Genomic DNA, 19,135 nt, shown 5'->3' with positions numbered 1-19,135 from the left:
GTCGCAGAATGATTCAAATTATCAGAATGAAGCGATCGAATTTTTTGAAATGACGAAAAACGCCGTGACGATGTGCGGCACGCGCGTGGCCATCTGCACTGCAATGCGGCAGGCTCGGCACGGCAGCGCACGATTCATGTGCGAATGGCCGATTCGTTTGTAAATGTGATTTCCATATATCAGACGATACGATTGCCGGTTCTGAAAAATTCGGCGTATTTTCCTTTTGATTCGGCCGATCGATCGAATCAGCGCGGACTCCGCATGTTGCGCCGGTCGAGCATCGCTCCGCACCGATAGCGGAACGAGTCCCGCTTCGAGCAGCCGTGCGATCGGGCCGGTGCAAACAGCGGCCATTCGTCGCGGTATCGGCGAGCGTGTCGCGGTCACTCCCGTTCCGCGGCTGGCGGCTTCACGATGTATCGCGCCGGTCGCTACCGGCGCAGCGCCGCGCTGCCGGCGTCATGGCCGGGACTGTCGCGCGGCGAACGCGTCGAGCGCCGACGCCAGAATCATCTCGCGGCAGTTCGCCGGCCGTTTCGCGCCGCGCCACTGGGGTTTGTAGATGGCATCGCCGACCCGGATCGGCCCGCCGGTGAGCGCGCACCGCCCGAGCCCGCGCGCCTTCGCGCTGATCCAGCGCTGCTCGTCGTAGCGGCAGTGCGTCGGGTCGCTCCACGACACCAGCATCGACGAATCGGTCTGCCGCTCGGCGGTGACGATCGCGCTGCGGCGGCGTATGTCGCCGCTCGACGGCGTCGGCGCGTCGCCGCGATGGCCGCGGCGCGGGCCGTCCGCCTGTCGCGCGCGCGGCATCGGCATCGATCGGACGCCCGCCAGGGAAGGCGGCCCGAGCGACGTGATCATGTGCTCCCAGCGATTGAAGGCATCCATGGCGGCATATCCAGGCGAGTGACGGGCGGTGCGGGCGGTCGGATCCGTGCGCGCGGCGCGAACGGTGCGCGGATGATCCGATGTCGACGATAGTCGCCGCGCGCTGAAGAGTCCCGGTCGCGCGCTTAATTTTTCTGCAGCCCGGCGAATTTCCGTCCGCGACGCGGCGCGTTCAAGAAAATTCAGCCTGATTTCAGTACGGCGCGCGGCGCGCCGCGATACGCTCCCGACGGCTTTCGTTCGTCCACGCGGCACGAACCGACGTGCGACGACGCAAGCGGACCGGCTGCCGGCGGGATGGCCGCGGCCGGTCGTCACCGATCCACCATCCCGTGCGGCATCGTTGCGCCGCATATTTCAGGAGTCCAGATGCACCCCGAACAGACCGACGCCGTTTCGTCGGCGCGCCGCCGCGACATGCTGCTTGCCGGCGCGACGGCCGTCGCGGCCGCCGCGCTGCCCGCGATCGCGGCCGCGGCCGGCACCCCCGCCCGCAGCGCCGCTTCAGCCCACCCAGGAGCCCATTCGATGAACACGATCACCACCCAGGACGGCACGCAGATCTACTTCAAGGACTGGGGCACCGGCCGCCCGGTCGTGTTCTCGCACGGCTGGCCGCTGTGTGCGGACGCGTGGGACGCGCAGATGCTGTTCCTCGTGCAGCACGGCTATCGCGTGATCGCGCACGACCGCCGTGGCCACGGCCGGTCGAGCCAGCCGTCGCGCGGCAACGACATGAACACGTACGCGGACGATCTGGCCGCCCTGCTCGACGCACTGGACGTGCGCGAAGCCACGCTCGTCGGCCACTCGACGGGCGGTGGCGAAGTGGCGCGCTACATCGGCCGCCACGGCACGAAGCGCGTGTCGAAGGCCGTGCTGATCGGCGCGGTGCCGCCGCAGATGGTGAAGTCGCCGACCAATCCCGGCGGCCTGCCGATGGACGTATTCGACGGCATCCGCAAGAACGTCGCCGAGAACCGTTCGCAGTTCTACAAGGATCTCGCGGTGCCGTTCTTCGGGTTCAACCGCCCGAACGCCAAGCCGTCGCAGGGCACGATCGACGCGTTCTGGTCGCAGGGCATGATGGGCGGCATTCACGGCCAGTATCTGTGCGTGAAGGAGTTTTCCGAAGTCGACTACACGGACGATCTCAAGAAGATCGACGTGCCGACGCTCGTGCTGCACGGCGATGACGACCAGATCGTGCCGATCGACGATTCGGCCCGGCTGTCGTCGAAGATCGTCAAGCACGCGCAGTTGAAGGTGATCGAAGGCGGCTCGCACGGCATGTGCGTCGTGAACGCCGATCGCATCAACGCCGAGCTGCTCGCGTTCCTGCAGGCGTAAGCGCACCGTCTGCCGTCGCGGCGCGCATGCCGCTTCGGCAGACGTGCCGTTCAGGATTTTTCAGAACAATTCAGCCGCGCCGCGCTCACTGCGCCCGCACCGGCCTCAACAGGAGGCCGATCAGCGCACCGGCGAGCGCGCACACCATCGCCACGCGGAAATTGTCGGCCAGCGCGAGCGTGGTCGCCTGCACGCGCACCGCCCGATCGACGAGCGCGTACGTGGCCTGGTTGCCGGTCGCGACCGTGGCGCCGTGCGTCACCAGCGAGGTTGCACCGGCGCGCAGCCGCTCGAGCGTCTCGGGATCCGACAGCGACACATGCAGACCGACGAGATTCGAATGGGTACCCTCCCTGATCCGCTGAATCACCGCGATCGACGTCGTGCCGAGCTGCCCGCTCAGCAGGCGCGTCGTCTGCACGACCGCGCCGAACGTCAACGCGTGTTCGGCCGTCACGTGCTTGCCGAAGAAGAAGATCACCGACGTCAGCGCCATCGTCTGCCCGAGCGCCTGCAGCAGTTGCGACGGAATGAAGTCGGGTTCGGCCCACGCGGACGTGAGGCGCGCGCCGAGCGCGAAGGCGATCGCCACCGTCACGAAGCCGGCCACGATCGACCGGCGCGGATCGACGCGCTGCAGCAGCAGCGCGACGCACGGCGCGAACAGCAGCTGCGGGATCGCGATCCAGCGCAGCGTATCGCCGATCTGCAACGGCCGCAGCCCGTAGGTGCTGGCGAGGAACAGCGACGGGATGAAGCTCGTATTGAGCACGGTGAAGCGCACGAGACCGACGAGCACGATCAGCAGCGCGACGTTCGGCCGCGCGAGATAGCCGAGGTCGAGGCCCGCGCGCGGCGACGCGAGCTCATGGATCAGGAACGCGGCGACCATCAGGATGCCGAGCGCGAGCAGCGCGACGATCAGCGGCGACTGCAACCAGAACAGCCGTTCGCCCTGGTCGAGCGCGACGCACAGGCACGCGAAGCCGCCGGCGCCGAGCAGCATCCCCCGCGCATCGAGGCCGGACGTGAAGCGCTTGACCGGCTCGTCCGCCAGCGACAGCAGCAGGCACGCGATGAACGGCACCGTCAGCACCGCGTTCTGCCAGAACAGCCAGCGCCAGCTCAGGTGTTCGCTGTACCAGCCCTCGAGCGTGGCCGACAGGTTCAGCGACATCTCGAGATTCATCGCATACGCGGCGATGCCGAACGCAATGAGGCGCGGCGGCAGCGTCCGGACGACGAAGCCGACCGTCAGCGGGACGAACACGCCGGACGCGAGCCCCGCGATCGCCTGGAACACGACGAACGCGCCGAACTGCGTGCAGAGCGGCAGCACGGTTTCGGCGCCGAGAAACACGACCGCGCCCGCGACCAGCACGCGGCGCGTGCCGAACATGAATGCCGCGGCGATCGCCAGCGGCCCGACGAACATCTGCGACGCGGTAAACGCGGTGTTGATCCACGCGCCTTCGTCGAAGCCGACGCCGAGCGCGCCGCGCACGTCGGCGAGCCCGAGCGACGTGATGCGCGAGGTCAGCGTCGCGATGACCGCGCCGAGCAATACGGCCGCGATCGCGGCGATCGAGCGGAACGTCGGTATGTCGGAGGCCGCCGCCGGCGCGGCACGACCGGTCGCAAACGTGGTGTTCATCGTCAGGCGGCTCCCCGCTGTCAAGCTGGCGCAAGCATAACGCGATGCGTCGAATCCTGCCCGTACGATGGAGTTTGTCGATCATGACCTCACCTTCCGCCGATACGCCGGCCGCCTCGGCCGTGCCGCCTGCCGCGCCCGTTCGCTCGCGCCTGCCGGCCATCGTCGCGATCGCCGCGATCGCGCTGCTGCTCGTCGCATTGCTCGTGTACGAGTTCGACGCGCGCGATCGCGGCACCGACGACGCATACGTGACCGGCCACTTGCACGTGATCTCGCCGCGCGTCGCCGGCACCGTCGAACGCGTACTCGTCGACGACAACCAGTTCGTGCATGCCGGCGACGCGCTCGTGCAGATCGACCGGCGCGATTTCGACGTGCGGGTCGCCGCGCAGCGCGCACGCGTCGCCCAGGCACATGCCGATGCGAGCCGCGCACACGCGCTGATCGAGCAGGCGGACGCGGCGCTCGTGTCCGCACACGCCGATGCGGAAAAGGCCGAACTCGATTACGCGCGTGCACGCGAACTCACCCGCGAGACGCCGCGCGGCCTGTCTAAGCAGGAGTTCGATGCGGCCGATGCCGCGCGCAAGTCGGCCCGCGCGCGCGTCGCGGCGGCCGATGCGCAACGGCGCAGCGCCGTCGCCGCCGCCGAGGCAGCCGATGCCGCTGCGAGCCAGAACGATGCCGAATTGCGCGACGCGCTGCTGCAGCTCGGCTACACGGCGGTCGTCGCGCCGTCGGACGGCTACGTCGGCAAGAAGACCGTCGAGACCGGCGAGCACGTCGCGCCCGGCCAGGCGCTGCTCACGCTGGTCGAGCCGCACCCCTGGATCGTCGCGAATTTCCGCGAGACGCAGCTTCGGCGCGTGCGCGCCGGCGATGCCGTGCAATTGCACTTCGATGCGCTGCCGCAGCGTGCGTTCACCGGCCGCATCGACAGCCTGTCGCCCGCGACGGGCGCCCAGTTCGCATTGCTGCCGCCCGACAATGCGACCGGCAATTTCACGAAGGTCACGCAGCGCGTGCCCGTGAAGATCCTGCTCGACGGCCCGGCCGCGACGGAGCCGCACATCCGGCCCGGGCTGTCGGTCGTCGTCACGCTGCAACCCGGCGGCGAATCGCGATGAAGCGCGCCGCCGCCGTACTCGCCGCCAGCCTGCTCGCCGCGTGCTCGATCGCGCCGCAGCCGCTCGCGCCCGTGCCGGTCGGACACGACGGGTTCCGCCATGCCGATCCGTCGACCAATACGTCGCCCGCTACGCGCACGCCGTCGCTCGCCGCGTGGCCCGCGTGGTTCGGCGATCCGCAACTCGGCACCCTCGTCGACGCCGCGCTCGCGCACAACCTCGATATCCGCGCGGCGGCCGCACGCGTCGACCAGGCGCAGGCGCTGCTCGGCGTGCGCGATGCCGCACTCGCGCCGACCGTGCGCGTCGATCCGTCGTTCAGCCGCACGCGCGTATCCGGTACGGTCGACAACGCGCTGCCGAAGCGCACGATGCACAACTGGTCGGTTCCCATCGCCGCGAGCTACGAAGTCGATCTATGGGGCCGCTTGCGCGGCGATGCCGACATCGGCGAACAGAACGTGCTGCAGGCGGCGGCCGACCGCGATGCGGTGCGTCTGCGGGTGGCGACCGAAGTGGCCGTCGACTACCTGACGCTGCGTTACGTCGACGACGATCTCGAGACGCTCACGCGTGCGATCGGGCTGCGGCGCACCGCGCTCGACGTGATCGCCGCCCGCGTGCGGGCCGGCGCGGCGAGCGATCTCGACGGGCTGCGCGCGTCGGCCGATCTCGATACCGCGCACGCCGATCTCGCGGAGAGCCGCCGGCTGCGCGAGAACCTCGTCGACGCCATCGCGGTGCTGACCGGCGTGTCGCCGACCGCGTTCGACGTCGACGCGCGCCCCGTGCCCGTGCAAGTGCCCGACGTGCCGGCCGGGCTGCCGTCCGCGCTGCTCGCCCAACGCCCGGACGTATTCGCGGCGGCACGGCGCGCCGATGCGGCGTCGCTCGCACTGGGCATCGCGCGCACCGCGTGGCTGCCGACACTGACGCTGACCGCCGACGGTGGCTTCGCCACCCGCGATCTACGCACGTTTCTCGACCGCAACAGCTCGCTGTGGAGTCTCGGCGCGAACGTCGCGCTGACACTGTTCGACGGCGGCAAGCGCGACGCCACGGTGGCCGCCGCGCGTGCCGGCATGGACGCAGCCGACGCGAACTATCGCGCCACCGCGATCGGCGCGCTGCGCGACGTGCAGGACGCGCTCAACGACATCGCCGCGCAGAAGGCGCGGATCGCGCGCTACGACAACGCGGTACGCGCGACGGACGCCGCCGCACGGCTGTCGCTGAGCCGCTATGCGCATGGCTACGTCAGCTATCTCGAAGTCATCGATGCGGATCGCGATGCATTGAATGCGCGGCGCCAGTCGATTCACAGCCGGCAGGCGCTAGCCGTCGCGACGGTGAGTCTCGTGCGCGCGTTGGGCGGCGGCTGGACACCGCCGGAGCGCTCGGGTCGAACCGGGTGGCGCGAAGCATGGCGTGCCGGCGCGTTCAGAACGTTTCAGCCCCCCTTCAGGAAATGAAGCGGGCGCCTCAGTAGACTGACTGCATGAGCGACCGCGCAGGCGAGCCTGCGCACCTTTTCGACCTCCGGAGTGACAACGTGGCCCCTGTTGCCCATCACCGCCGCGCGGCAATGCGCTCGCGGCCGCACCGGCCGACGCACCACGTGCCGCACGTGCGTCGCGCCGCACCACTTCGCCTGGAGCGCGCATGAAGCACAAACGACTCTGGATCGGCGCGGCCGGCATCGCGATCGCGGCCTGCGCCGTCGCGATCGGCATCATGGTGCGGCCGTCGATCGCGCCGATCGATCCGCCCGCCCCTGCTTCGTTCGATCCGCAGCTGGTGCGCGCCGGCGCGCGCGTCGTCGCGCTGGGCGACTGTGTCGTATGTCACACGTCGAAGGACGGCAAGCCGTTCGCCGGCGGCCTGCCGCTCGCGACGCCGTTCGGCACGATCTATGCGACCAACATCACGCCGGATCCGGAAACCGGCATCGGCCGCTGGTCGCGCGACGCGTTCGCCCGTGCGCTGCGCACCGGCATCGGGCGCAACGGCCAGCCGCTGTACCCGGCGTTTCCGTACATTCATTTCACGAAGATGTCGGACGACGACATCGCCGCCGCGTATGCGTACCTGATGACGCGTGAGCCGGTACATGCGACGGCGCCCGCCAACGACCTGATATTTCCGCTGAACTTCCGGCCCCTGGTCGCATTCTGGAACGTGCTGTTCCTGCGCGAAGGCGCGTATCGACCCGACCCTGCGCAGTCCGCGCAATGGAACCGCGGCAGGATGCTCGTCGACGGGCTCGGCCATTGCGCGTCGTGCCATTCGCCGCTGAACGCGATCGGCGGCGAGCAAAGCGGCCGTGCGTTCGACGGCGGCATCGTCGACGGCTGGGAAGCGCCGCCGCTCAATACGCTCGGCCAGGCCGTGCGGCCGTGGACGCAGGCGCAGCTCGTCACGTACCTGCGCACCGGCCGCGCGAGCGAGCACGGCGCGGCGGCCGGGCCGATGTTGCCGGTCACGCGCGATCTCGCGACGGTGCCGGTGGAAGACGTCGAAGCGATCGCCGCGTACCTCCTGTCGATCCAGAAGCCGGCGAACGGGCATGCAACCACGGCCGCCGCACCGGCCGAACGTGCCGCGACGACACCCGCCGCGCAGCGCGGCGCGGTGCTGTTCCAGGCATCGTGCGCGCAGTGCCACGGGCCGGCCGCGCCGATGCAGTCGATCGGCGAGCGGCCGACGCTCGCGTTCAGCACGGCCGTCAACGCCGATACGCCGCGCAATGCGATCCAGATGATGTTCAACGGCATCGGCTGGCACGGCGAGGACACATTGAACTACATGCCGTCGTTCATCGACCAGTACGACGACGCGCAGATCGCCGATCTCGCCGCGTACGTGCGCGCGACCTACACCGATCGCCCCGCATGGTCCGGCGTCGACGCGATGGCCGCGACGCTCAGAAAAGAGGACACCGCCCGATGATTACCCTCACCGTCAACGGCGTGCGGCACACGCTGGACATCGATCCGTCCACGCCGCTGCTGTATGCGCTGCGCAACGACCTGCACCTGCATGGCGCGAAGTTCGGCTGCGGCCTCGGCCAATGCGGCGCCTGCACGGTGATCGTCGACGGCAAGCCGACGTTCTCGTGCCTGATGCCGGTGGCCGCGGTCGGTGCGCGCAGCGTGCGCACCATCGAGAGCCTCGGCACCGCCGAGCACCCGGGCCCGCTGCAGCGCGCGTTCGTCGAGCATCAGGCCGCGCAGTGCGGCTACTGCATCGCGGGGATGATCATGCGCGCGCAGGCCCTGCTCGAGCGCAACCCGAAGCCGACCGAACAGGAACTGCGTACGCACATGGAGCCGAACCTGTGCCGCTGCGGCACGCATATGCGGATCCTCGCGGCCGTGCGCTCGGTCGCCGGGCTGCCGCCCCCGGAACCCGCCTCCGCCCCCGTTACGATCAGCAAAGGACTGTGATGAATGCCCACGACGATATCGACGAAGGCCGCCGGCATTTCATCGTCTCCGGCGCGCTGTTCGTCGCGTTCACGCTCGCGCCCGCGTCGCGTGCGGCCGCGCAGTTGGTGATCGCCGACGAAGGCGCCGCCGTGCACGTGGCGAAAGCCACGCAGGTGCTCGCCGGCAGCCTGAAGACCAATCCGCTGCTCGACGCGTGGATCAAGATCGCACCGGACGGCAAGGTCACCGTCTTTACCGGCAAGGTCGAGCTCGGCACCGGCGTGCGCACCGCGCTGCTGCAGGTGGCTGCCGAGGAGCTCGACATGAAGCCGTCGCTGATCACGTTCCTGACGGCCGACACCGGCGCCTCGCCCGACGAAGGGTTGACCGCCGGCAGCCACACGATGGCCGACAGCGGTTCCGCGCTGCTGAATGCTGCCGCGCAAGTGCGTGCGCTGCTGGTGGAAGGCGCGGCGAAGCGCTTCGGCGTCGACGCGCGCACGCTGACGACCGCCGACGCAGTGATCAAGGCGCCCGACGGCCGCACGATGACCTACGGCGACGCGATCCGCACCGTCGACCTGCATCGCAACGCCGCGCCCACGTCGCCGCTGAAGAGCCCGGCGACGTTCACGGTGATCGGCACGTCGCTGCCGCGCGTCGACATCCCGAACAAGGTGACGGGCGGCGTCAGCTACGTGCAGGACATGCAGTTGCCCGGCATGCTGCACGCACGCGTCGTGATGCCGCCGGTGTACGAAGCGAAGCTGCTGTCGTTCGACGAAGCGGCGATCCTGAAGCTGCCGGGCGTCGTGCGGATCGTGCGCAACGGCAGCATGCTCGCGGTGGTTGCGCACGGCGAATGGCAGGCGGTGGTCGCGCAACGCGCGCTGGCCGCCGCGTGCCGCTGGTCGCCCGGCCGCACGCTGCCCGATCGCGCCACCGTGCACGCCGACCTGAAGCGGATCTCGACGCAGCGCATCGAGATCGCCAACACGCACGCGGCCACCGCGCCGGCCGTGAAAACGCTGAACGCGACGTTCCTGAAGAACTACCTGCTGCACGGCTCGATCGGGCCGTCGTGTGCGGTCGCGCACCTCGATAACGGGACGATGACGGTGTGGACCCATTCGCAAGGCGTCTACCCGCTTCGTGACGCGCTGGCCGAGATGCTGTCGATGCCGAAGGCGAGCGTGCGCTGCATTCACACCGAAGGATCGGGCTGCTACGGACACAATGGGGCCGACGACGCCGCCGCGCACGCGGCGCTGATCGCCGCCGCGATGCCGGGCAAGCCGATTCGCGTGCAATGGATGCGCGAACAGGAACACACGTGGGATCACTTCACGCCGGCGATGGTGACCGAGGTCAGCGCTTCGCTCGACGCGAGCGGCCACATCGTCGACTGGAACTACGCGCTGTGGAGCAGTTCGCACAACGAGCGGATCGTCAACGCCGGCCGGCTGCTGCCGGCGCGGATGCTGGAGCCGCCGTTCGTGCCCGCGCCGTCGACGCCGATGCTGCAACCGGAGGGCGGCGCCGACCGCAACGCGATTCCGCTGTATGCGCTGCCGAACCAGCACATCGTGAACCACTTCTCGCCGACGATGCCGCTGCAGACGTCCGCGATGCGCTCGCTCGGCGCACACACCAACGTGTGGGCGATCGAAAGCTTCATGGACGAACTCGCGCACGCGGCCGGTGTCGATCCGGTCGAATTCCGGCTGCGCCACATGGAAGATCATCGCGCGCTTCAGGTGATCAAGCTCGCCGCGCAGCACTTCGGCTGGCCGCGGCCGCCGCGTGCGCGCAACCGCGGCGTCGGCTTCGCGTTCGGCAAGTACAAGAACCTGATGGCGTACGTCGCGATCGCGGTCGAGGTGTCGATCGTGCCGGAAACCGGCCAGGTGACGCTCGAGCACGCGGAAGCCGCCGTCGACGCGGGGCAGGTCGTGTCGCCGGACGGGATCCGCAACCAGATCGAGGGCGGCATCGTGCAGGCCGCGAGCTGGACGCTGTACGAGGCGCTGAAGTACGACACCGAACGGATTCGCAGCTTCGACTGGAGCAGCTACCCGATCCTGCGCTTCTCGGCCGCACCGCAAAGCGTGAAGGTCCACCTGATCAATCGCCCGGGCGCGCCGTTCCTCGGTGCGGCCGAGGCGTCGATGGGGCCGACCGCCGGCGCGCTGGCCAACGCGATCTTCGACGCGACCGGCCAGCGCATGCGCGAAATGCCGTTCGCCGGCGACGCGCTGAGACAACGCATCGACGCATAGCAATTCGGTCGCGCCCGCTACGCGCGGCCGACACACCCGACAAGACGGACGGCGCCGGCATGCAACGGCGCCGCGCCCCGACAGAACTGGAGCCCTCCCGACGATGGATACCTTGCTTTCGATGCGCGTGTTCACGCGCATCGTCGAAACCGGCAGCTTCACGCGCGCATCCGACACGACCGGCCTCACGACGCCGCGCGTGTCCGCGCTGCTCAGCGCGCTCGAACAGCACCTCGGCTGCCGGCTGCTGAACCGCACGACGCGCCGCATCTCGCTGACCGAGGACGGCCAGGCGTACTACGAACGTTCCGTCGCGGTGCTGCGCGAAATCGACGACATGGAGGCGTCGGTCTCGCAGGCGCGCAACGTGCCGCGCGGCCGGCTGAAGGTGAACCTGCCGCCGGCGATGGCCAAGCAGGTCGTGGTGCCCGCGCTGCCCGCGTTCCTCGATGCCCATCCCGGCATCATGATCGAACTCGGCGTGACCGACCGGCAGATCGATCTCGTCGGCGAAGGCGTCGACTGCGTGGTGCGCATCGGCGCGCTCGACGACTCGGGGATGATCGCGCGGCGCATCGGCAGCCTGACCACCTGCACGTGCGCGTCGCCCGCGTACCTGGCACGGTGCGGCGAGCCGGAGACCGTCGACGATCTCGCGCAGCACGTGGCGGTCAGCCACATCTCGGCCGATACCGGGCGCCCCCGCGTGTGGGACTACGTCGTCGACGGCGAGCCGCGCGTCGTGCAGATGTGCGGCACGGTCGCCGTCAACGATGCGGACAACTACATCGAGTGCGGCATCGCGGGCATCGGCCTGATCAAGACGTCGCTGTACCTCGTCGAGCCCTATCTGAAATCGGGACGGCTGCGCGAGGTGCTGACGGATTTCAACGCGCCGGCCCGGCCGATCTCGGTGCTGTATCCGCCCAATCGCCACGTGCCCGTCAAGCTCAAGGTGTTCGTCGACTGGCTCGCAGGCCTGTTCGAGCAGATTCCGACGCTGCAGGGCAAGCGCGGCTGACCGGACGCGGCGCGTCGCGGCACGCGTCGTCGCGCTCCCCCCTTACGACACCAGGCCCGCGCGGCCGATTCCCGCGCGGTGCAACGGCGCCGTCACGCGTCGTTCCAGCGCGCCCCCAGCACGCGCCCGCAGAAATTCGGCCGCTGGAAATCCGGATCCGCGCGTTCGAGCACGTCGGCGCTCCACGTGCCGAACGTCGACTGCGGCCGATGCTCGACGCCGCGCGCGACCGCGGCCAGGAAGGTTTCGCGAAATCCGCTGCCGCGCGGGTACGCCGCGAGCAGCGCGGTGCGCTCGTCGGCGGTGTAGCTGTCGAAATCGGTGGCCATCAGATCCGTCGACACGGCGCGTGCCAGCACGCGGGCGAGCGGCGACGCACGCGCGGCCACACCGGGCGTCGTATGCAGCGCGATCGCGTGCCATACGTCGTCGCGCATGCTGCGCGCGCGCCGATGCCGCACCAGCAGCGCGTGCGCGGCATCGGCGCCGTCGAGCTCGTAGCGTTCAGCCGAGCGGCAGTAAGCGGGGCTCAGCCCCATGTTCGCGTACATCGCGGCGACGTACAGCGCATCGGCATCGCACCCTTCGCCCGCACGCCGCGCGGCGAGCGACGCGAACACGAACACGCGCGCGGCATGATCGGCGAGCGCGGCGGGCAACGATGCGCGCGCCGCGTCGGCCGCCTCGACCGCAAGCGTCGTGCGCGGAATGCTGACGCCGGCCACTTCGTCGGCGGTCGACGGTGCGCGTGTGTGCGCAACGTTCATCGTGTCTCCTTCCTGTCCCGTGCACGGGACGAAAAATCGTTCAAGGCCATGCCGTGCGCCGGTCACGGCGGCGCGCGCACCGGTGCATGCCGGCTAGCACGCGGCGCAGCGGCCGCCGCACGCGTCGCAGCGGCCGCCGGCCGCGCTGGCCGTCGGATAGCGCGGCCGTGCGAAGCGGCGCCCGGGGCCGCGTGCCCGGCACGCATCGGTACCGGGTTCCGTGCACGCGTCGCCCGCCGTCGATGCGCGCGGACCGCCGTGTCCGTTCGCTCCGGGCGCAGGCGTGCCGCCGCCCTCGGCGACCGGCGACCATCCGGGGCTGACGGGCGGCGGCGGCGGCGCGAGCGACGCAAATTCCCGTTCCGCGTGCACGACCTTGCCGTCGACGACCGTCAGCACCGACGACAGTTGCGGGATGCGCGCCATGTCGATCGTGAAATAGTCGTCGCTGAGCACCGCGAAGTCCGCGTAACGGCCGGGCACCAGCGCCCCCTTGCGATGCTCGTCGGCGGAGAACCATGCGCTGCCGATGGTGTAGCGGCGCAGCGCCTCCATCCGGCCGAGCCGGTTGCGCGCCGGATACAGCACGGTGCCGCCGATGCTGCGCCCCGACACCATCCAGTACAGCGCGACGAACGGGTTGTAGCTCCCCGCATCCAGCGCGCCGGAGCCTGCCCCGACCGGCAGCCCGGCCGCGAGCATCGCGCGGATCGGCGGCGCGCGCGTCGCCGCGGCCGCACCGTCGCGCGCGATGAACGCCTCGCCCTGGAACGCCATGCGCGGCTGCACGGTCACGCCGCCACCCAGCGCCGCCACGCGCGCGATGTTCGCATCCGACATCGTCTCGCACCGGTCGAAACACCAGCGCAGCCCGGCGAACGGCGTATCGCGGTTCACCGCCTCGAACACGTCGAGGAAGCGGCCGATCGACGCGTCGTAGGTCGCATGCAGCCGGAACGGCCAGCGGTGGCGGACCAACAGCCGGACGACGGCGGCCAGTTCCGCATCGACCGACGCGGGCAGTTCGGTGCGCGGGTCGAGAAAATTCCCCAGATCGACCGCCGAAAACAGCAGCCGCTCGCCCGCGCCGTTCGCGCGCAGGAACGCATCGCCGTCGCCGGGCGAGGTCAGCGCGATCCACTGCGCGAAGTCGTCGATTTCCCGGCCGGCGTGCCGCGCGCCCAGCGCGTACGCGATGCGCGTCGTCAGTTCGCCGCGGCGTGCCAGCGCGATGACCGCCGCGTAATCGTCCGGATACGCCAGGCCGTCGCCGCCGGCGTCGATCACGCTCGTCACGCCGACGCGGTTCAGCGCGCGCATGAACTGCCGCGTGGAGTTGATCCGGTCGGCCGCGCCGAGCACCGGCGCGCGCGCGAGCGCCGCGGCCAGCACGGCCGGATCGGGGCGTGCGAGCAGCAGCCCGGTCGGCCGCCCATGACGGTCGCGCCGCAATTCGCCGCCCGGCGGATCGGGCGTGTCGCGCCCGTAGCCGATCGCGCGCAGCGCGGCCGCATTCAGCCACGCGCTGTCGCCGAGATGCCGGACGAACACCGGCGTATCGGGTGCGATCGCATTCAGCTCGGCCACCGTCGGGCCGCGCTTTTCCGCGAACTGCAGCGCGGTCCAGCCACCGCCCACGCGCACCCAGTGCGGTGCGGGCGTGCGCACGGCCTGCCGATGCAGCAGGTCGAGCGCGGCGGCGAGCGACGGCACGCCGTCCCAGCGCAGCTCGAGGTTGAAGTGCGTGCCGCCGCGGATGGCCTGCAGGTGCGCGTCGACGAGGCCGGGGATCACCGTGCGGCCGTTCAGGTCGATGCAGGTCGTGTCGCCGTGCGCATGACGCAGCACACCGCGATCGTCGCCGGTCGCGACGATGCGCCCGTCCTTCACCGCCAGTGCGCTGACGAACGAGCGCTGCTCGTCCTGGGTCGCAATCTTGCCGTTGAAGACGACGAGGTCCGCCGCGCGCGCGGGTTCCGTCGCTCTAAGCACCGTCGGGCCTCCCGTGCGCACGCGCACGCCGCGCCGCGCCGCGCGTGCGGCGCGTCGTCGAACGACGGAACATGGCTGCGTCGCGCGCATCGGCACGCATCCCGCGATCGCGCAGTCGCGCTGTTGCCTGGAACTCGCGCATCGCTATGCGGCCTGCTGCGCCGCGTCGGCGGCGTCGTGGCGCGCAGGCGGGCGGGACGGCGGCGGCATGTCCTGGCGGACGAAATTCTGCACACGCAACAAGCGCCGCACATCATGGGCGCGCGAATGCGGATCGAAGTGCCGCGCAACGCCGGCGACCAGCGTCGACGCGTGCGCGATGCGCCCGCGCTCGATCAGGTGATCGGCGAGATCCAGCGCGCCGCGCAGCGCCCACATCGCGGCGCCCTGCCCGTTCGCGGTCTGGATCGCCATCTGCAGATGACGATGGCCGTCGGCCTCGTACGCGAGCGCGACATCCGGGGCCGCAATCCGTGCCTGTTCGAGCATCGCGATACCCGTCACGCGCAGCAGTTCCGGCACGAACAGATGCTCGCCGTGCGCACGGCAGCGCGCGAGCGTCGCATCGAGCCGCGTGCGCGCCTCGCTTGCGCGGCCGACGCGCACGAGGCCCTCCGCATACGCGACGTTCAACGGGGCGAGCAGCCGCCGGAACCCGCTCGCCTCGACACGCCGCAGCGCGGGTTCGAGCCGCGCGAGGCCCGCGCCGGGATGACCGGCCTGGATGTCGAACTGGCCGGTCAGGCATTCCGCGTGATTGCGCCAGATGTCGAAGCCGTGCGCACTCGCGGTCGCGCGCAGCGTCGCGAGATAGTCGGACGTGATGTCGTGGTCACCGTAGCGCAGTGCGATCGGCACGGCGGCCGCCCCCAGCACCACGCACAGCGCGAGCGCGGACGGGCCGCGGCGCGCGCACTCGACCGCTTGCGCGGCGATGCGCATCGCATGGTCGGGGTCGCCCTGAATCCACACGAGCCGCGTGAGCATCGTGCGCGCGAGCGTGGTCATGTCGACGCCGAGCGCGGCCTGCGCGCACGGCGGCTCGCCCACCGCGCCGAGTTCGGCCGTCGCCGCTTCGAGCCGCTCGCGCGCCTGCGCGTGCTCGCCGAAGTAGTGCAGCGACGTGGCGACCATCGCGTTGGCCAGAAGCCGCTGCGCGCGGTCGCCGCGCCGCTCGGCCGCGCGCTCGAAGCGGGTCGCGTAACGCAGCGATTCGTGAATGTCCGACAGCGTCAGCATCGTATGCCACTGCCCGACCAGCGCGCGCGCATCGAACGTATCGTCGCCGACATGCGCGGCCAGACCGAGCGTGCGGTCCCACATCGCGGCCGCGGCCACGGCGTCGCCGTCCGTATGCAGCAGCGCCGACGCGCAGGCCGCGCGCAACCGCATCTCGCGCGCGGCATCGACCGGGTCGGCCGCGGCCGTGTCGAAAGCGGCGAGCACCTGGCGCGCCCGCGCCGCGCATTCGTGCATCCGTGCCGGCTCCAGCAGCGCGCGCGCCAGGCGTTCCGCTTCGGGCACGGGCGTTGCGTCGGCGGCCAGGACGAGCGCGTCGGTCGATGCATCGGCTGGTGCGTCGTTCGGCACTGCCGTGACCGCATCGGCTGTCACGTCGTTCAGTGCCCCGGTGCCCACCTCCGCTGATGCGTCGTTCAGTGCTTCGGCGCCCCCATCGTTGCGCCGCGCCGCGTCCACGCTCGCCGCCGCGTGCCCGTGCTCGTATCCCTGCCCTTGCTCGCGCTCGTATCGTGCGTGACGCGCCGCGATGCGCTCGAACTCGCCCTCGTTGTGCAGTTTTTCCAGCGCATACGCGCGCGTCGACTCGGTCAGCCGGTACCGCGCCGATGCGCCGTGGAACTCGACGGTCACCAGCGACTTGGCGACCAGTTCGCCGAGCACCGCGATCATGTTCGCGGCCGATGTGCCGGGCTCGGTGGCGACCGCGTGCGCGGCATCGAACGTAAACGGCCCGATGAAGCATCCCATCCGGCGGAACAGCGCACGCGCGGCCGGGTCGAGCAGCACGTAGCTCCAGTCGAAGGTCGCCCGCAGCGTCTGATGACGCGGCAGCGCCGAGCGCAGCCCGCCGGTCAGCAGGTTCAGCCGGTCGTCCAGCCGCGACGCGACGACCGCGAGCCCGAGCGTCGCGACGCGCGCCGCGGCCAGTTCGATCGCGAGCGGCAGCCCGTCGAGCCGCCGGCAGATATCGGCGATCAGCCGCGTGCCGGCTTCGTCGACCGGACAATCCGGCGCAGCCGTGCGAACCCGTTCCAGGAACAGCTCGACGGCGGAGCAACGAACGATCTCGTCGGTGCGCGCGTCGTCGCCGGGCACCGCGAGCGGGCTCATGCGCAGCACCGCTTCGGCCGAGATATGCAGCGGCTCGCGGCTCGTCACGAGGACGCGCAGCGAGCCGGCGCACGACGTCAGCGTTTCGACGAGGCTCGCGACGAGATCGACGATGTGCTCGGCATTGTCGAACACGAGCAGGTAGCGCGACGCCGCGAATGCGGCGCCGATGTCCTCGATGGCGGGCACGCGCTGCGTATCCAGGCCGAGTTCGGCCGCGACGGCGATCAGCATGTCGGCGCGCGTCCCCGCGCGCGCCAGCTCCACGAACAGCACGCGCTCGCGCGAGCGGCTGCGCACCGCGTGGGCCACGCGTACGGCGAGGCTCGTCTTGCCGATCCCGCCCGCGCCGACGAGCGTGACGACCGGCGTGCGTTCGAGCATCTCGACGATCTGCGCGATTTCGGTGTCGCGTCCGACGAGCGGCGCAGGCAGCAACGACGCGCGGGCATCGGTCGGTACGGCAGCCGGGACGGCGGCCGGCGTGTCGGCCGCGGGCATCGGTTCCGGGCCGGGCGACGCGCACGCGACCAGCAGGTAGCCGCGCCCGGGCACCGTCTTGATCAGATCGCGGCTCGTGCCGAGCGCCTTGCGCAGCGTCGCCACATGCACCTGAAGGCGGTTTTCCTCGACGATCAGGCCTGGCCAGACCGCGTCCATGATGTCGTCTTTCGACACGACCGCCCCGCTCGCGCGGTGCAGGACTTCGAGAATGTCGAGCGCGCGTGCACCGATGCGCAGCGACGCGCCCTGACGGCGAATGTCGCGCTGCTCGAAATCCACCGACAACGTTCCGATCTGGATCATGGCCGCCTCCGGGTCCCTCAGGATGACCGCCCGGTGAACGCGGCAGTCCACCCGGCAGGATGTCCGGCCCCGCGCACCGTGGCGCCGGCCGGACACTGTTGAATTACGGGCCGAGTGTAGACGGGCGCGCGACGAAAATCTTGAAGGAAAATGCGCTGTGGGCGGCGGCCGGACCACGCGATCGGCGCATTCGCTTGCATGAAAAAGTAGGGCGCGATACGCTTCCGGGCCGCTCGTACGCCTGTCGTGACGGGCGATACGGCGGCCGTGCGCCGTCATTGAAAGCAATTCGTCAGATTCGCGAGCGGACGTTTGTGCAAATTCATTTTGAATGTTCACATGCGTCGCTAAACTGGACTCGCCATTTCGCGCGCCGAGTCACTTGCCCGGGAATTCCATGTCAGACTCCGTTACCGCAGCGCCGGCGGTATCCCCGCCGCCACCGCCGAAGGACACGCTCGGCTGCGTGGCCAGCCTGCTGTCGAAGGATGTCGAGACCGCCACCGGCGGCCTGCGGCTTCACCGCAAATGCATGCGCGACGCGCACGTGGAACACATCGACATGCCCGCGTGCGACCGCGGCTTCCTGGTCGGCGTGTCGCTGGCCGCCGGCCATCGCCGCACGCTTTACGGGCGCGCCGGCGCGAGCGAGCGCCGGTTCCAGCATCACTCGATCTACATTCGCGATTTCTCGCGCCACTTCCATGCGGACCTGTACGGCAACTTCGACTTCGTGCTGGTCGAGCTGCCGCATGCGTATCTCGAGCGCGTCGGCCCGGAGCACGGCGGGCAGGCAATCGGCGGCCTCACGTGCCGCCCCGACGTGCGCGATCCGGTGCTCGGCCATCTCGCGCACGCGGTGGCCGACAGCCTCGACGCGCCCGGCCCGCTGAACGCGCTGTTCATCGAGCAGGTGGGGCTCGCGATCGGCACGCACCTCGTGCGCCGTTACGGCAACGCGCGCACGCGCGAACTCGACCACAAGGGCAGCCTGTCGCCGGCGAAACTGGCGCGCGCGCAGGAGCTGTTGCTGGAAAAGGCGGATCTCGGCGTATCGATCGAGGAAGTGGCGACCGAATGCGACCTGTCGCGCGGTTACTTCATTCGCGCATTCTCGCGCACCACCGGCCGCACGCCGCACCAGTGGCTGCTCGAACAGCGCGTGACGCGTGCGCGCGAACTGATCGAGACCTCCGACATGACGCTCGCCGACATCGCGATCGCGTGCGGCTTCGCGGACCAGAGCCATCTGAACCGCATCTTCGCGCGGATCGTCGGCCATCCGCCCGGCGCGTGGCGGCGCGCACGCTCGCGCTGAAGCCTCTGCGCGGTCGCGGTCGTGCGCCGATAGCCCGGCCGATTGTTCAATCGAGGTTCATGCCGCACTCTGTCCGATCCGACATATTGCGGCGTCAGCCCGCTCCATCCACCTTTTTGGAGGAGGGAGCGGGCTCATCGCTT

General features: G+C 70.2%; 14 protein-coding genes. 8 read left to right on the top strand and 6 right to left on the bottom strand.

What is annotated here, in order from left to right; translation table 11 throughout:
- Positions 1-21: 21 nt before the first annotated feature.
- Positions 22-390 (bottom strand): hypothetical protein, encoded by a 369-nt coding sequence (locus CFB43_RS38645; RefSeq protein ID WP_179254970.1) that lies wholly within the window; start codon positions 388-390, stop codon positions 22-24.
- Positions 391-462: 72 nt separating this feature from the next.
- The gene (locus CFB43_RS34325; protein WP_089498555.1) at positions 463-894 is read right to left on the bottom strand and encodes a DUF3331 domain-containing protein; all 432 of its coding nucleotides are present in this window, start codon (positions 892-894) and stop codon (positions 463-465) included.
- 369 nt (positions 895-1,263) lie between these two features.
- Between CFB43_RS34325 and CFB43_RS34320 the strand changes: the two genes are divergently transcribed.
- A complete protein-coding gene (locus CFB43_RS34320) occupies positions 1,264-2,244 on the top strand; it encodes an alpha/beta fold hydrolase (protein WP_089498554.1) in 981 nt (326 codons plus the stop codon).
- Between the two features lie 85 nt (positions 2,245-2,329).
- Here the strand turns inward: CFB43_RS34320 and CFB43_RS34315 are convergent, their stop codons facing one another.
- Entirely contained in the window at positions 2,330-3,898 is a 1,569-nt protein-coding gene (locus CFB43_RS34315; RefSeq protein WP_089498553.1) for an MFS transporter, read from the bottom strand.
- Positions 3,899-3,981: 83 nt separating this feature from the next.
- Here CFB43_RS34315 and CFB43_RS34310 point away from each other — a divergent pair, with 83 nt between their 5' ends.
- The 6 genes from CFB43_RS34310 to CFB43_RS34285 all read left to right on the top strand — a co-directional run bounded on the left by CFB43_RS34310 (position 3,982) and on the right by CFB43_RS34285 (position 11,756).
- Positions 3,982-5,028 (top strand): HlyD family secretion protein, encoded by a 1,047-nt coding sequence (locus CFB43_RS34310; RefSeq protein ID WP_089498552.1) that lies wholly within the window; start codon positions 3,982-3,984, stop codon positions 5,026-5,028.
- Positions 5,025-6,500 carry an efflux transporter outer membrane subunit gene (locus CFB43_RS34305; protein WP_256990180.1) on the top strand — a complete coding sequence of 492 codons (1,476 nt, stop codon included), beginning with the start codon at positions 5,025-5,027 and terminating at the stop codon, positions 6,498-6,500. The genes CFB43_RS34310 and CFB43_RS34305 overlap by 4 nt, the downstream gene beginning before the upstream one ends.
- A gap of 190 nt (positions 6,501-6,690) precedes the next feature.
- Positions 6,691-7,977, top strand: a complete 1,287-nt coding sequence (locus CFB43_RS34300; protein ID WP_089498551.1) for a c-type cytochrome — start codon at positions 6,691-6,693, stop codon at positions 7,975-7,977.
- Complete coding sequence (locus tag CFB43_RS34295) at positions 7,974-8,474, top strand: (2Fe-2S)-binding protein (RefSeq protein WP_039362674.1); 501 nt, start codon at positions 7,974-7,976, stop codon at positions 8,472-8,474. The genes CFB43_RS34300 and CFB43_RS34295 overlap by 4 nt, the downstream gene beginning before the upstream one ends.
- Complete coding sequence (locus CFB43_RS34290) at positions 8,474-10,735, top strand: xanthine dehydrogenase family protein molybdopterin-binding subunit (protein ID WP_089498550.1); 2,262 nt, start codon at positions 8,474-8,476, stop codon at positions 10,733-10,735. The genes CFB43_RS34295 and CFB43_RS34290 overlap by 1 nt, the downstream gene beginning before the upstream one ends.
- A 103-nt stretch (positions 10,736-10,838) precedes the next feature.
- On the top strand, positions 10,839-11,756 hold the full coding sequence (locus CFB43_RS34285) for a LysR family transcriptional regulator (protein ID WP_089444081.1): 918 nt from the start codon (positions 10,839-10,841) through the stop codon (positions 11,754-11,756).
- Between the two features lie 92 nt (positions 11,757-11,848).
- On the opposite strand, the gene CFB43_RS34280 is transcribed toward CFB43_RS34285, so the two are convergent.
- The 3 genes from CFB43_RS34280 to CFB43_RS34270 all read right to left on the bottom strand — a co-directional run bounded on the left by CFB43_RS34280 (position 11,849) and on the right by CFB43_RS34270 (position 17,674).
- The gene (locus CFB43_RS34280; RefSeq protein ID WP_089498549.1) at positions 11,849-12,523 is read right to left on the bottom strand and encodes a phosphohydrolase; all 675 of its coding nucleotides are present in this window, start codon (positions 12,521-12,523) and stop codon (positions 11,849-11,851) included.
- Positions 12,524-12,616: 93 nt separating this feature from the next.
- Complete coding sequence (locus tag CFB43_RS34275; RefSeq protein ID WP_089499051.1) at positions 12,617-14,515, bottom strand: amidohydrolase; 1,899 nt, start codon at positions 14,513-14,515, stop codon at positions 12,617-12,619.
- 144 nt (positions 14,516-14,659) lie between these two features.
- Positions 14,660-17,674, bottom strand: a complete 3,015-nt coding sequence (locus tag CFB43_RS34270) for an ATP-binding protein (protein ID WP_089498548.1) — start codon at positions 17,672-17,674, stop codon at positions 14,660-14,662.
- Between the two features lie 397 nt (positions 17,675-18,071).
- Between CFB43_RS34270 and CFB43_RS34265 the strand changes: the two genes are divergently transcribed.
- Positions 18,072-18,992, top strand: coding sequence for a helix-turn-helix domain-containing protein (locus CFB43_RS34265; protein ID WP_089498547.1), 921 nt, complete (start codon positions 18,072-18,074; stop codon positions 18,990-18,992).
- Positions 18,993-19,135: the final 143 nt, after the last annotated feature.

Source organism: Burkholderia sp. AU15512, from assembly GCF_002223325.1.
In the GTDB taxonomy this organism is placed as follows: domain Bacteria; phylum Pseudomonadota; class Gammaproteobacteria; order Burkholderiales; family Burkholderiaceae; genus Burkholderia.
The sequence above is the reverse complement of the archived record's forward strand: the minus strand, read 5'-3'. Positions and strand labels throughout refer to the sequence as shown.

What these genes read in the sequence shown, in the direction of transcription:
- CFB43_RS34325 (WP_089498555.1), bottom strand. Translation starts at nt 894, where the DNA reads ATGGATGCCTTCAATCGCTGGGAGCACATGATCACGTCGCTCGGGCCG.
- CFB43_RS34320 (WP_089498554.1), top strand. Translation starts at nt 1,264, where the DNA reads ATGCACCCCGAACAGACCGACGCCGTTTCGTCGGCGCGCCGCCGCGAC.
- CFB43_RS34315 (WP_089498553.1), bottom strand. Translation starts at nt 3,898, where the DNA reads ATGAACACCACGTTTGCGACCGGTCGTGCCGCGCCGGCGGCGGCCTCC.
- CFB43_RS34310 (WP_089498552.1), top strand. Translation starts at nt 3,982, where the DNA reads ATGACCTCACCTTCCGCCGATACGCCGGCCGCCTCGGCCGTGCCGCCT.
- CFB43_RS34305 (WP_256990180.1), top strand. Translation starts at nt 5,025, where the DNA reads ATGAAGCGCGCCGCCGCCGTACTCGCCGCCAGCCTGCTCGCCGCGTGC.
- CFB43_RS34300 (WP_089498551.1), top strand. Translation starts at nt 6,691, where the DNA reads ATGAAGCACAAACGACTCTGGATCGGCGCGGCCGGCATCGCGATCGCG.
- CFB43_RS34295 (WP_039362674.1), top strand. Translation starts at nt 7,974, where the DNA reads ATGATTACCCTCACCGTCAACGGCGTGCGGCACACGCTGGACATCGAT.
- CFB43_RS34290 (WP_089498550.1), top strand. Translation starts at nt 8,474, where the DNA reads ATGAATGCCCACGACGATATCGACGAAGGCCGCCGGCATTTCATCGTC.
- CFB43_RS34285 (WP_089444081.1), top strand. Translation starts at nt 10,839, where the DNA reads ATGGATACCTTGCTTTCGATGCGCGTGTTCACGCGCATCGTCGAAACC.
- CFB43_RS34280 (WP_089498549.1), bottom strand. Translation starts at nt 12,523, where the DNA reads ATGAACGTTGCGCACACACGCGCACCGTCGACCGCCGACGAAGTGGCC.
- CFB43_RS34270 (WP_089498548.1), bottom strand. Translation starts at nt 17,674, where the DNA reads ATGATCCAGATCGGAACGTTGTCGGTGGATTTCGAGCAGCGCGACATT.
- CFB43_RS34265 (WP_089498547.1), top strand. Translation starts at nt 18,072, where the DNA reads ATGTCAGACTCCGTTACCGCAGCGCCGGCGGTATCCCCGCCGCCACCG.